The 12,936-nt window shown below is 72.3% G+C and carries 9 protein-coding genes; 2 read left to right on the top strand and 7 right to left on the bottom strand.

Annotated features, from left to right (window positions below; translation table 11 throughout):
• Positions 1 to 24: 24 nt before the first annotated feature.
• The 3 genes from ACWC9R_RS04600 to ACWC9R_RS04590 form a co-directional block, all read right to left on the bottom strand.
• Positions 25 to 837: a DeoR/GlpR family DNA-binding transcription regulator gene (locus ACWC9R_RS04600; protein WP_450728919.1), complete on the bottom strand. Its 813-nt coding sequence runs from the start codon at positions 835 to 837 to the stop codon at positions 25 to 27.
• 183 nt (positions 838 to 1,020) lie between these two features.
• Positions 1,021 to 1,416 carry an SHOCT domain-containing protein gene (locus ACWC9R_RS04595; RefSeq protein ID WP_450728918.1) on the bottom strand — a complete coding sequence of 132 codons (396 nt, stop codon included), beginning with the start codon at positions 1,414 to 1,416 and terminating at the stop codon, positions 1,021 to 1,023.
• A 45-nt stretch (positions 1,417 to 1,461) separates the two neighbouring features.
• Positions 1,462 to 4,188 carry a SpoIIE family protein phosphatase gene (locus ACWC9R_RS04590; RefSeq protein WP_450728917.1) on the bottom strand — a complete coding sequence of 909 codons (2,727 nt, stop codon included), beginning with the start codon at positions 4,186 to 4,188 and terminating at the stop codon, positions 1,462 to 1,464.
• Between the two features lie 461 nt (positions 4,189 to 4,649).
• Between ACWC9R_RS04590 and ACWC9R_RS04585 the strand changes: the two genes are divergently transcribed.
• Positions 4,650 to 4,988, top strand: coding sequence for a hypothetical protein (locus ACWC9R_RS04585; RefSeq protein ID WP_450728916.1), 339 nt, complete (start codon positions 4,650 to 4,652; stop codon positions 4,986 to 4,988).
• Positions 4,989 to 5,046: 58 nt separating this feature from the next.
• On the opposite strand, the gene ACWC9R_RS04580 is transcribed toward ACWC9R_RS04585, so the two are convergent.
• Positions 5,047 to 6,504 (bottom strand): APC family permease, encoded by a 1,458-nt coding sequence (locus ACWC9R_RS04580; protein ID WP_450728915.1) that lies wholly within the window; start codon positions 6,502 to 6,504, stop codon positions 5,047 to 5,049.
• 382 nt (positions 6,505 to 6,886) lie between these two features.
• Positions 6,887 to 8,971: a SpoIIE family protein phosphatase gene (locus tag ACWC9R_RS04575; protein WP_450728914.1), complete on the bottom strand. Its 2,085-nt coding sequence runs from the start codon at positions 8,969 to 8,971 to the stop codon at positions 6,887 to 6,889.
• 436 nt (positions 8,972 to 9,407) lie between these two features.
• Between ACWC9R_RS04575 and ACWC9R_RS04570 the strand changes: the two genes are divergently transcribed.
• On the top strand, positions 9,408 to 10,955 hold the full coding sequence (locus ACWC9R_RS04570) for an AMP-binding protein (RefSeq protein ID WP_450728913.1): 1,548 nt from the start codon (positions 9,408 to 9,410) through the stop codon (positions 10,953 to 10,955).
• A gap of 55 nt (positions 10,956 to 11,010) precedes the next feature.
• On the opposite strand, the gene ACWC9R_RS04565 is transcribed toward ACWC9R_RS04570, so the two are convergent.
• A complete protein-coding gene (locus tag ACWC9R_RS04565) occupies positions 11,011 to 11,328 on the bottom strand; it encodes a hypothetical protein (protein ID WP_450728912.1) in 318 nt (105 codons plus the stop codon).
• A 153-nt stretch (positions 11,329 to 11,481) separates the two neighbouring features.
• Positions 11,482 to 12,708, bottom strand: a complete 1,227-nt coding sequence (locus tag ACWC9R_RS04560; RefSeq protein WP_450728911.1) for a PP2C family protein-serine/threonine phosphatase — start codon at positions 12,706 to 12,708, stop codon at positions 11,482 to 11,484.
• Positions 12,709 to 12,936 lie beyond the last annotated feature (228 nt).

Here is a 12,936-nt window from a genome sequence, read left to right as displayed (position 1 = left end):
AGTGGCCACTCGCCGAACGGGCTGTCAAGAGGTGTGCGTCGGGGCTCCGTCGACGGCGTCGCCGGAGCTCGCCACGGCCGGGTGCACCGACCATCCGGCGTCCGCGAACGCGGCCAGCTCCCGTTCCCCGCCCCCGGAGATCAGCCCCGTACCCGCCGGCATCGCGGCCCAGTAGGGGAAGCCCCCTCCCCCGCCGAGCTTGGAGTGGTCGGCGAGCACCCAGGAGCCCCGGGCGCACTCGGCCATCGTCTCCTTCAGCGCGGCCTGTTCCGGGTCCGGGCAGTTGATGCCGCGCCGGGGATCGAGGCCGTCGACGCCGAGGAAGGCGATGTCCGGGGTGAGCCGGCGCAGCGCCTGTTCGGTCCGGGTGCCCAGCAGCGACTCGTTGGGACGCCGCAGCCGGCCGCCGAGCACCACCACCTCCACCTCCGCGTCCGCCAACTCGACCAGGGTGGACAGGCCGTTGGTGACGACGGTGAGGTCGCGGCGGGCGCGCAGCCGGTGTGCCAGCCGGGCGGCCGTGGTCCCGGCGTCCAGGAGGACGACGTCGCCGCTGCGGACCAGTGCGGCGGCGGTGCGGGCGATGGCGTCCTTCTCGTCCCGCTGTTCGCGTTCCTTGTCGTGCCAGGAGCGCTCCACCGCCCGGTGGTCGACCGCGCCGCCGTAGGTACGGGTGATCCGGCCCAGCGCGGCCAGTGTCGCCAGGTCGCGGCGGACGGTGGACAGCGAGACGTCGAACTCCGCCGCGAGGTCGTGCACGCTGATGTCGCCGGCGCCGAGCAGCTCCACCATCCGCTCGCGCCGGCGCCGGGTGGCCGAGCGTTCCCCACTGGTCACTTCACTGCCCGCCTCTGCCTGCTGTCGTCTGCCAGGAGCCCTTGAAGGACGGTTCAGCCCTCGGGGGGCGCTTCTCAAGTTGCGTGTTTCGCGCAATTCGAGGTTAGCAGTCGGGCAGGCAGCGGCGGGCGCCTCCGCGGGCCGCGGTGCGGTGCGGTGCGGCGCGGTGAGGCGAGGGTGCGGTCAGGCGAGCACCTTCGCCTTGGCCTTCTGGTACTCCTCCTCCGTGATGTCGCCGTGGTTCTTCAGCTCGGCGAGCTTCGCCAGGGAATCCGCGTGCCGGCCGGTCTCGTCACCGGTCGCCATGGTGTCCCGCAGATAGCTCTGCAGCTGCTTCTGCTGCCGTTCGGCCTGGGCGATCTCCCGCTCGCTCATGCCGTGGCCACGCGCGATGACGTAGATGAAGACGCCCAGGAAGGGCAGCAGGATCACCAGGACCAGCCATCCGGTCTTGCCCCACCCCTTGAGGTCATGGCTGCGGAAGATGTCGCCGATGATGCGGAACAGCAGGATCAGCCACATGACCCAGAGAAAGATCAGGCACATGGTCCAGAACGCGTTGAGCAGCGGGTAGTCCATCTCGGCCTCCTATGGCGCTGGGAGCCCCCGAACTCATCCATCAGCTCAAGGATCGTCGCCCTCGGCCTCCACCGCGACCACATCCAGGTCGCTGAGGGCCTGTTCCGTCCAGATCACCTTGCCGCTGGTCGTGTAGCGGGTTCCCCACCGTTCGGCCAATTGGGCGACCAGGAAGAGGCCGCGGCCGCCCTCGTCCGTGGTGGCGGCCTGCCGCAGATGCGGTGAGGTACTGCTGCGGTCGGAGACCTCACAGATCAGCGAGGAGTCCCGGATCAGCCGTACCCGGATGGGACCGGCGGCGTACCGGATGGAGTTGGTGACCAGCTCGCTGAGGATCAGCTCGGCGGTGAACGCCTCCTCCGCCAGTCCCCACTCGATCAGCTTGCGGACCGCCGCGGCCCTTATCTGGCCCACCGCCGAGGGGTCGGGCGGCACGTCCCAGTCGGCGACGTGCGCGGTGTCCAGGACCCGGGTGCGGGCGACGAGCAGCGCGATGTCATCGCTGGGCCGGTCCGGGAGCAGCGCGCTCAGCGCCGCCTCACAGGTCTCGTCCGGTGTCCGGCCGGGGTGGTCGGCCAGGGTGCGGCTGAGCAGCGCCATGCCGTCGTCGAGGTCCCGGTTCCGGTCCTCGACGAGGCCGTCGGTGAAGAGCACCAGACGGCTCTCCTCGGGCAGTTGCCGCTGCCAGGTCTCGAAGGGCATACCGCCGAGCCCGAGGGGCGGGCCGCCGGGCACGTCGGCGACCTCGGCGGTGCCGTCCGGCTGCAGCAGCACGGGCTGGACGTGTCCGGCGCGCGCCATGGTGCAGTGCCCGGTGGCCGGGTCGTAGATGGCGTAGAGACAGGTGGCTCCGGTGACCGAGCCCTCCTCCTCGGCGCCCTCGTCCTGGTCGATACGGGTGACCAGCTCGTCGAGGTGCCAGAGGATCTCGTCGGGCGGCAGGTCCAGGTTGGCGAAGTTGTGGACGGCGGTGCGCAGCCGGCCCATGGTGGCGGCGGCGTGCAGTCCGTGCCCCACGACGTCGCCGACCACGAGCGCCACCCGGGCGCCGGGCAGCGGGATGATGTCGAACCAGTCGCCGCCGACGCCGCCGAGCCCGCCGAGTCCGGCCTGGGCGGGCAGATAGCGGTAGGCGGCCTCGACGGCGTTCTGCTCCGGGAGGGCGCGCGGCAGCAGGCTGCGCTGGAGGGTGACCGCCATGGTGTGTTCGCGGGTGTAGCGGCGGGCGTTGTCGATGCTCACCGCGGCGCGGGCGACCAGCTCCTCGGCGACCGAGAGGTCCTCCTCCTCGAAGGGCTCGGGCTCGTTCGAGCGCCAGAAGATGGCCACGCCCAGGATGACGCCGCGGGCGCGCAGCGGCACCGCGATCCGTGAGTGGATGCCGTGCTGGACGATCCTCCTGGCCCGTTCGGGACTCTGCAGATGCCAGCCGGCGAACGCCGTCAGATCCGCGTCCAGCGCCGCCTTGCCGCTGGCGAGGCCCGCGCCGAGGGCGGTGGCCGGCTCGAAGCGGATCAGCTTGCCGACGGGGTAGAGGCCGCTGTCCTGCGGGGCACCGCGGGCGGCTATCCGCCGCATCTCCAGGGCCGCGCCGCCGGGGGGCGCCGGCTCCTCGCCGATCAGCACGTCCTCGGCCAGGTCCACCGTGACGATGTCGGCGAAGCGGGTGGCGCCGAAGCCCGCGAGTTCCTCGCAGGTGTGCACCACGTCGAGCGTGGTGCCGATCTCGGTGCCGGCGTCGTAGAGGAGCTTCAGACGGCCGCGGGCCACGTCGGCCCGGCCGGTCAGGGCGCGGAGCTCGGTGGTGTCCCGCAGGGTGGTGACGCTGCCGGGTGGTCCGCCGGCCTGCTCCGTCGAGCGCTGGTTGACGGCCAGCAGCCGGTCCCCGACCGGGTGGACCTCGTCGGTGACGACCCGGCCGGAGGCCAGCAGGTGGGCGGTGGCGGGGTCGAGCCCGAGGTCGGCGATCTGGCGTCCCTCGACGTCCGGCGGCAGGCCCAGCAGCCGGCGCGCCTCGTCGTTGGCGAGCAGCAGACAGCCGTCGCCGCCCACGATGATCACGCCTTCGCGTACCGCGTGCAGAACCGCGTCGTGGTGCTCGTACATCCGGGTCATCTCGGCCGGGCCGAGCCCGTGGGTCTGACGCCGCAGTCGCCTGCTGACCAGTGCGGTTCCGCCGGTGGTCAGCAGCAGGACGCCGGCCGCGGCGCCGAACAGCAGCGGGAACTGGTCGTCGACGACCCCGCTCACGCGGTTGACGGTGATCCCGGCCGAGACCAGCCCGATGACCTTTCCCTTGTCCGGGCCGCTGTGGCTGACGACCGGCACCACGGCCTGGACGAGCGGACCGATGGTGCCGGTGATCTTCTCGGTGACCACCCGGCCGGCCAGCGCCGGCTGCAGGGTGCCGACGAACTTCTTGCCGATGCGGTTGGTGATGGGGTGGGTGTAGCGGATGCCCTGGGTGTTCATCACGACGATGAAGTCGACCTCGGAGCGCTTGCGGGCGGCCTCCGCCCGTGGCTGGAGCACGAGGGTCGGGTGGGCGCTCTTCAGCGCCTCCTCGATGCCCGGCGCGTTCGCGAAGGCCTCAGCGACGGCCACGGACCTGTTGCGGGCTTCGCGGTCCGCATCGGACCGGGATTGCAGCACGAGTGCCGCAATGGCGGCGGCGACGAGCAACACCACGATCGCCACCTGCAGGAGAAAGACCTGACCTGCGACAGTTCGCATCCTGAGAACCGAACGCGGGCGGCCGTAGCGTCCGGCCATGTCCTCTTTCTACACCTCCCGCATACGGTGGGCGAGCCGCGCGATGCGGAGCGCAGCAGCCACCAGGGCATGTCCCCGAGGTCCCGTCCGGCCGGGCGGGCCCACGGCTTGTCCGAGGATGATCCCGTGATCCGCGACCGGGCGCCAGAGGGCGGGAAGACCCCCCGGTAGGTTCTCCTGCTACGCACATACGAACCTCTCCGACTAAGGGGACATACCCGGCGACGACCGGGCGCCACACCATCCGGAACAAATCGCCCAGGGCGCCGGAGGTTCATGTAACTCTTCCCACAGGCCCGGCCGCTTGTCCGAGCGGGCTCTGCCGGTCGGGTGAGCCGAGCACCGGCGCAACGTGCCTGGTCAGCCCGGCTCACCGGGACTCCGGAGCCGCCTGGGGGGTCGCGCCGGGGGTTCCCCTGTCGCCACGGGGGCGGCCGGAACGGTATGAGACGTTCGTGGGCATGCATGTTCCCGAGGAGATCCGAGCCGAGGCGGCCGCGCTCATCGACCACCACGCGCTCGGACAGTGGAAGCCGAACGATGCCGACCGGCGTGCCGCCGTGGCGTTGTTCCACTTCCTGGAGACCGGTCTGCCCCTCACGGGCGAGCAGATCCGGTCCGCCCTCGCGCACCCGGCACCGGCCGCCGAGATGAACGAGCGGCTGCGGGAGCTGCTGCGGGGCACCGCCGGCCTGCTCGACGACCCGGCGCAGGCCGAGGGTCCCGCCGGGCGGGACGCCGTCGACCACGTGTGCCTCCTCCTGGACGCGCTGGCGCTCTCCCGGCTCACCGGCCGGTAAACGCGAGGCCCGCCCGGGCGCGGGGCGCCGGGCGGGCGGTTCTCGGGCCGCGGCGGCCCTACGCGGGAAGCGAGGCGGGGGCGGTCTCCTCGGCGGGGGCCTGCTCGTCCTCGGGGACCGAGATCACCCAGTGGGTGTCCTGGCGGGGGCGGAGATAGCCCACCCAGTACAGCGCGGCGGCGGCCACGATGACGCCGGTGATCACCAGGCTCTTGGTGCTCTGCTGGTAGAGCACCCACGCCAGCACCACGATCAGCAGCGCCGGGACCGTCGGCCACAGCGGCATCCGCCAGGCCGGGCGGTGCTTGTGCGCGCCGCGGCGGGACACCAGGGCGCCCAGGGCGACGAAGACGTACATCGCGGCGACGGCCACGCCGGTGACCTCGCTCAGGGTGTCGAGGTTGACGAAGCACAGCGCCGCGCCGGGGACGCCCACCGCGAGGGTGGCGGCCCAGGGGGAGCCGAAGCGCCGTCCGACGTGCGAGAAGACGCGGTTGACGGCGGTCGGCCAGGCCGCGTCGCGGGCCGAGGAGAAGACCACCCGGGAGTTCTGGATCACCATCACGATCGCCGCGTTGATGATCGCCAGGGCGATGCAGAGGCTGACGAACGTGCCGACGCCCGAGTTGCTCCAGTCCTGCACCATGCCGGCGACGTCACCGGCGCCGAGCGTCTTCAGGTCGGGGGCGCCCAGGGTGATCGCGACCACCGGGATCAGGACGACGGCCGCGCCGATGCCGAGGGTCCACAGCACGGTGCGGGAGACGTTGCGGCGCGGGTTGTCCATCTCCTCGGCGAGGTACACGGCGGTGGAGAAGCCCTGGAGGATGAAGAGCGCGGTGGCCAGTCCGGTCACGATGAGCCCGGCGGTGACGGCGGTGCTGTGTCCGTTCCCGGCGTCGATCACGGGGTGCACGAGCACGGAGGCGGAGCGCTGGGTGTGGGTGAAGCCGAGGAAGGCGACGACCGCGCAGGCCACGACTTCCAGGACCAGGAAGATGCCGGTGATCCAGGCGTTGGCGCGCAGGTCGAGCAGGCCCATCGCGGTGGCCAGCAGCATCACGGCGGCGGCGGTGAGCTGCGGATCGAGTCGCACGATCGGCGCCAGATAGTCGGCGGTCCCCAGGGCGATGATGGGCGGCACGATCATGACGACGATCAGCGAGAGTATGAAAACCAGCCACCCGGCGAGGCGGCCCATGAGCGTGCCGACCATGGCGTACTCGCCGCCGGAGCTCGGGATCAGCGTGCCCAGCTCGGAGTAGGTGAAGGCCACGCCGATACAGAGCAGGGCCGCGACGGCGATGGTGAGTGCGGTGCCCGTGCCCAGGCCGGCGAAGGAGTCCGGCACGATCACGAAGAGCGAGGACGCCGGGGTCAGACAGGACAGCGTGAGCAGGGTGCCGCCGACCACACCGATCGACCGGGTGAGTTTGGGGGTACTGGGGGCGTCCCCCTCCGTCGCGCTACGGGTGTCCCGCTCAGGTGCTGCGGAGGCAACAGGCGTGTAGGGCATATCGGTATCCGTATCCCATCGGTGCTGGCGGCAGGAGGGGTGGCACTACGGGGGAAGAGCGCCGCAAGGCGGTGCGGACCCGGATCTCCACGGGCCCCGCTCCGGTGACCGAATACAACCCCTGCCGACGACTCACGTCAAGGTCTCGTTAAGGCTCGTCGGCAACGAAATCCGTAGCGTTGACGGGCTTTGGGGGACGCTTACTCATGATCCATCGCGGAAATCGAGCGGATTCCGCGGCCCGGTCGGGCGGTCCGGATTCTCCGTGGGCACCGCCCGATCCGCAGCCGGCCCGCCGGTCCCGCCGCGAACCGACGTGCCCCGCCGTGCCGATCCGGCCGCGCCTCCGGCGCCCCGCCGTCAGTCCTCGGCCGCCCCGCCGTCAGCCCTCGTGCGCATGCACCCGGGCGATGAGCAGCGCGACATCGTCGTGGTCGTGCTCCTCGCGCAGGGCGCCCAGGAGGCGGTCGCAGAGAACCTCCAGGTCCTGCTGGGGCTCGGCCAGCAGTTCCAGCAGGGTGTCCAGGCGGGCGTCGATGGGCTGGTCCCGGGTCTCGATCAACCCGTCGGTGTAGAGCACCAGTTGGTCGTCCTCGCGAAGCGCCACCGTGGTCTGCTCGAAGGGGACGCCGCCGACCCCGAGCGGGGCGCCGGTGGGCAGGTCGAGGAGTTCGGGCGCCCGGTCCGGCCGTACGACGACCGGGGGCAGATGCCCGGCGACGGCGATCCGGCACTCCATGCGGTGCGGGTCGTACACGGCGTACAGGCAGGTGGCGAAGGCCGGGTCGAGGCCGACCGCGATGTGGTCGAGGTGGCGGAGCACTTCGGCGGGGTCGAGGTCGAGGTCGGCCAGGGCGCGGGCGGTGGTGCGCAGCTGGCCCATGGTGGCGGCGGCGTTGATGCCGCTGCCCATCACGTCGCCGACCACCAGCGCGGTCTTGCCGCCGGCCACCGGGATGGCGTCGAACCAGTCGCCGCCGACCTCGCTGGCCGCCTGGGCCGGCTGGTAGCGGTAGGCGATCTCCATGGCCGTGGGCTGCGGCGGCCGGTGGTTCATCAGATGGCGCTGGAGGGTGAGCGCCGTGCGGCGTTCGCTCTGGTACGAGCGGGCGTTGTCGATGCACACCGCCGCCCGCGCGGACAGCTCGACGGCGAGCACCGCGTCGTCCTCGTCGAACGGCTCCGGGTTGCGGACGCGGTAGAGCGACAGCGCGCCGAGGACCTCGCCGCGGGCGATCAGCGGCACGGCGAGGTAGGAGTGCAGCCCGGCCTTGCCGAGGAGCGCGGCGCCCTGCGGGTCGGCGGCGATGTGCGGCAGGTCGTCCGCGCTCACCCGGGGGACGAGCACCGGACGGGCCTCGGTCACACACCGGGTGATCAGCCGGTCGGCCTCGTAGGAGGCGATCTGGCCGGTGGGGTCGGCGGCCCGCTCGGCCTCGGTGGAGTAGGCCGCGGACACGGCGAGCGCACGGAAGCGGGCCGGGCCGCCGCGGGACAGCGAGGTCGGGCGGCGGCCGTCCAGTACGGCGTCGAGGACGTCGACCGCGGCCATGTCCGCCAGTTCGGGCACGATGACATCGGCCAGTTCGTGGGCGGTCTGGTCGACGTCGAGGGTGGTACCGACGGTGGCGGAGGCGTCGGCGATGACGGCCAGCCGCCGGCGGGCGCGGGCGGCCTCGGTGGCGGACCGGTGCTGCTCGGTGACGTCCACGACGGAGGTGGCGAGTCCCAGCACCCGGCCGTGGGCGTCCTCCAGCCGGTAGTACGACACCGACCAGGCGCGGTCGGCGTGGGGGTCGGCGGCGGTGCGGCCGACGGTGAACTGGTCGAGCAGGGGCGTACCGGTGTCGAGCACCTCGCGCATGCTGCCGGCTATGGAGTCGGCGTCCAGGAAGGACAACGCCTCCCGGACGTCGCGGCCGATGTGCTGGTCGGCGGGCAGATCGTTGATGCGCTCCAGCGCGGGGTTGACCATCACGAAGCGCAGTGACGTGTCCAGGACCGCCAGGCCGATCGGGGACTGGGCCACCAGGCGGACGGACAGCGCCAGATCCCGTTCGACGCGGCGCAGCACGGTCTGGTCGGTGGCGATGCCGAGGGCGTAGGACTCACCGCGCTCGTCGAGCAGCCGCATGTTGCGGAACTCGACGAGCCGGGTGCTGCCGTCCTTGTGCTGTACCGGGAAGACTCCGGCCCAGCTCTCGCCGCCCGCCATGACCTGGGTGAACAGTCCCAGCACCAGATCGAAGTGCTCCGGTCCGACCAGCAGCTGGGCGGCGGGCAGGCCGAGCGCCTCCTGCGCGGTCCAGCCGAACAGCGCCTCGGCCTGGGGGCTCCACAGGGTGATCCGGCCGTCCGCGTCCAGCATCACCGCGGCCACGCCCAGGATGTCCAGCAGGCCGCCGGGCTGCCCCGGTGTGGCCCCTACTTGGGCAGCACCTTCGGGGAACGCGTCGGTCGCACCCATCCAGGCACTCCTTCCGCCGGTCATCGCAGACCGACAGCCGTGGCGCTCTCCGTACATCGGCCGGTTCTCGCTGTGCTTCCGTTGCTCCCCATCATCTCTCGACACGGGACGGACCCGCAGGGAGAGCGAGTTCCGCAGGGCATCCGCGGCCCGTGCGCGAGGGAGCATTATCCGCCGTGAGCCCCAGGTGGGCGACCGTGTTGACGATATTCGGGGCGAGGAATCCGGACGGGCCCGGAGGCGGGCGGCCGGGGCGGGGGGCCGTGCGCGGGACGGCCGGCGGGCGGGGGCGTCCGCGGTGCGATCCCGGGCCCGGCCGCCCGACTTGGAGTTGTTGATCTCTGGCACTACCCTGACTTTGGTTGCCTCTAGCAACTAAATGGCCACCCCGGTGCACGCGCCCGCACCCGCCGGCGTCAGGAGGAAGCCCGACATCATGACCACCCCCGCCCGGACATTCCGTACCTACGTGGAGGAGAACCTCGATGTACTCAGCGCCGACCCGGCGCGCGAAGCCCTGGTCCACCAGGGCCGCCGCGTCACCGCGGGCGAGTTCCGCGCGCTGGTCCACCGCCTGGCCCGCGCCCTGCGCGCCCGGGGCGTCGAGCGCGGCAGCACCGTCACCCTGCTCAGCGGCAACCTCCCGGAGACCCTCGCCGCCCGCTACGCCGCGAATCTGATCGGCGCCCGGGTCAACCACCTCTACAACCAGCTGTCCGCCGAGTCCCAGGCCGCCATCGTCCAGGACGTCGAGACCCGGGCCCTGATCGTCGACCCGCGGTACGCCGAACGGGCCGCGCGGGTGACGGAGTTGGCGCCGGTGCCGGACGTCCTCGTCCTCGGTCCCGCGAAGCTGGGCGCGGATCTGCTGGACCTGGCGGCCGGGCAGTCCGACGAGCCGTTCGCGGCCCGGGCCCGGCCCGACGACGTGTGCACCATCCGCCACACCGGCGGCACCACCGGCCACCCGAAGGGCATCTGCACCACCTTCGAGCAGGTGGGCCGGTCCCAGGGAGTGACGCGGCAGGAGCCGGGGACCGCGCGCCGGCAGCTGGTCTGCACCACCCTGGCGCACGCCGCGGGCGCGATCGCCGACCGCATCCTGCACGCGGGCGGCACCGTCGTCCTGCTCGACGACTTCGACCCCGGCACGGTGCTCGCCACCATCGCGCGCGAGCGCATCACCGAGATGTTCCTGCTGCCGCCGCTGCTCTACCAGCTGATGGACCACCCGGACGCCCCGCACACCGACACCTCCAGCCTGCGGACGCTCACCTACGGCGGCTGCCAGGCGTCCCCGGCCCGGATCGCCGACGCGATACGGATGTTCGGCCCGGTGCTGCTGCAGGGCTACGGGCAGAACGAGGCCGGCGCCATCAGCGTGCTCTCCCCGGAGGACCACGATCCGCTGCGGCCCGACCGGCTGCGCTCGGCGGGGAAGGTGCTGCCCGACGTCGAGGTGGAGATCCGTGACGAGGCGGGCCGCGCGCTGCCGGCCGGCGGGCACGGCGAGGTCTGTGTGCGCTCCACCATGATCATGAAGGGGTACTGGAAGCAGCCCGAGCTGACCAACGAGGTGCTGCGGGGCGGCTGGCTGCACACCGGGGACATCGGATTCCTCGACGACGAGGGCTACTTGACCATCGTCGACCGGCTCAAGGACATGATCGTCGTGGTCGGCGGCCATGTGTACACCACCGAACTGGAGGACCTGCTGAACTCGCACCCGCAGGTACGGCAGAGCGCGGTGTTCGGTGTCCGGGACGCCGACCGGATGGAGCGGGTGCACGCCGCCGTGGTGCGGGCGCCGGGCAGCGAGCTCGACGCGCGGCAGCTGCGCGCGATGGTGTCGGCGGAGCGCGGGGCGATGTACGAGCCGCACCGGGTCACCTTCGTCGAGGCGCTGCCGCTGACCGACGCGGGCAAGCCCGACAAGAAGGAGCTGCGCCGGCGGGCCGGGCAGGAGGCCGGCACCCTGGCATGACAGCGACGAGCCGCCGCAGCCAAGGGCTGCGGCGGCCTGTCAGTGCTACTGCCGGTCAGAGGATGCCCAGCAGGCCGAAGGGGAAGCCCCCGAAGCCGTAGCCGTAGTTGCCGTAGCCGCAGCCGCCGAAGCCGTTGTAGCCGTTGTAGCCGCCGAAACCACCGAAGCCACCGAAGCCGCCGAAGCCGTTGTAGCCGCCGTTGTGGTGGCAGTGGTGGTGGTGGTGACGACCATGGTGGTGACGACCGTGGTGGTCGCCGTTTGACGATGCGGACGGCGCCTGCGGGGTGGCCGAAGCCACGCCGGCGAGCGGGAGGACGGTAGCGGCGGCAAGGGCCGCGGTGGCCACGGAGCGGCCTATGTACTTGCGCATTGCGTTTCTCCTGTGTGGCAGGAAATCTGACATTCGATGAGTACCGCGCCCCGCCCGAAACCCTGCAGACACGACGGAGAGCCACTCCAACGGCCCCAAGAATTGCTCCAGTCGCGGTAATGAATCGGCAAAGCGAGTCAGTGAACGACCTGGTCAGAGCCGGACGATCACAAGCGCCGCATCATCGGTGGCACCGCCGGGCGGCAGCACCTCCGCCAGCAGCGCATCGGCCAGTGACTCGGCATCGGCGCCCCGGTGCCGGATGAGCGCACCGGTCAGCCGCCCCAGACCGACGTCGATGTCCTCGTGGCGGCGCTCGATCAGCCCGTCCGTGTAGAGAACCAGGACCGCGCCCTCGGCGAACATCACGGACGCCTCGGGGCGGTCGACGTGCTCGGGCCGCGCGCCCAGCGGCGGGTCGGTCGCCCGGTCCAGCAGCTCGACCGTGCCGTCCGGGTGCAGCACGGCCGGCGGGGGATGGCCGGCGCTGCTGTAGGAGAGGGTGTGCGTGGACCAGTCGATGACGGTCTGCACCGCGGTGGTGGACTCCGCGCCGTCCACCGAGCGCGCGTAGATCCCCAGCACCTCCAGCGCCTGTGCCGGGCCGCCGACGACCCGGGTGGCGGCGCTCAGCGCACTGCGGAGCTGGCCCATGACGCAGGCGGCGGCCAGCCCGTGGCCCACGACGTCGCCGACGGCCACCGCCATCCGGTCGCCGGGCAGTTCGGCCAGGTCGTACCAGTCACCGCAGACATGGAGCGCACCGGTCGCAGGGCGGTAGCGGACCGCGGCGCGGTGGTGCCCCACGAGCCGTGGCGCGGGCAGCATCGCCTCCTGGAGGGCGAGCGCCACCTCCTGTTCCCTGGCGTGGGCCCACCGCAGCCGCTCGTTGGCCCCCTGCAGTTCCTGGGCGCGGGCGTAGAGCTCGGCCGCCATCCGCTGCCGGTCGCCGCCCTGGTCACCGGCGGTGGCGCGGACGGTGTCGGTGACCTCCTCGACCCGGTGCACGATCAGCGTGACCCGCCCGTCGTCGTCGAGCACCGGCGCGTTGACCGGGCTCCAGTACCGCTCCTCGAACCGGCCCGGCCGGCCGGGCGCCTCGATGTCATAGCGCTGCAGCGCCATGGTGTCGGGCGCCGCGGTGGCCACCACCCGCTCCAGGGACGCCCGGAGGTTGCGCGTCCCGGTGGCGTCCGGGTCGTCGGGGTTGTCGGGGAAGACGTCGAAGAGGTAGCGGCCGATCAGCTGGTGGCGTTCCCGCCCGGCCCGCCGGAGCAGGGCCGCGTTGGCATCGGCGATCACGAACTCCGGGGTGAGCAGCAGCACCGCGCCCGGCAGCGCCTGGAAGACCGCCGCGTAGTCGATCCCGGACGCGCTCACGGGCGGCTCGCCTCCGGTGCTCCTGTCGTGCCCCACGTGCGGAATGTTCCCGCCCCGGCGCGAACGTCGCATGCCGGGGACGGGCGGTGCGGCGCCCCGCCGGCGGACGAACGGCGAGGCCGGTCCGGCCCGGTGGCGGCAGCGGCGGGTACCACCGTTCGGGTCAGCGCAGCGGCCGCTTCGTGCTCCACCGGCCGGACCTCGCGGCGGTCGGGCGCCCCGGACAGG

The sequence above is a fragment of the Streptomyces sp. NPDC001219 genome, assembly GCF_053597915.1.
Note: the sequence above shows the minus strand (reverse complement) of the source record. Positions and strands in the feature narration are given on the sequence as shown.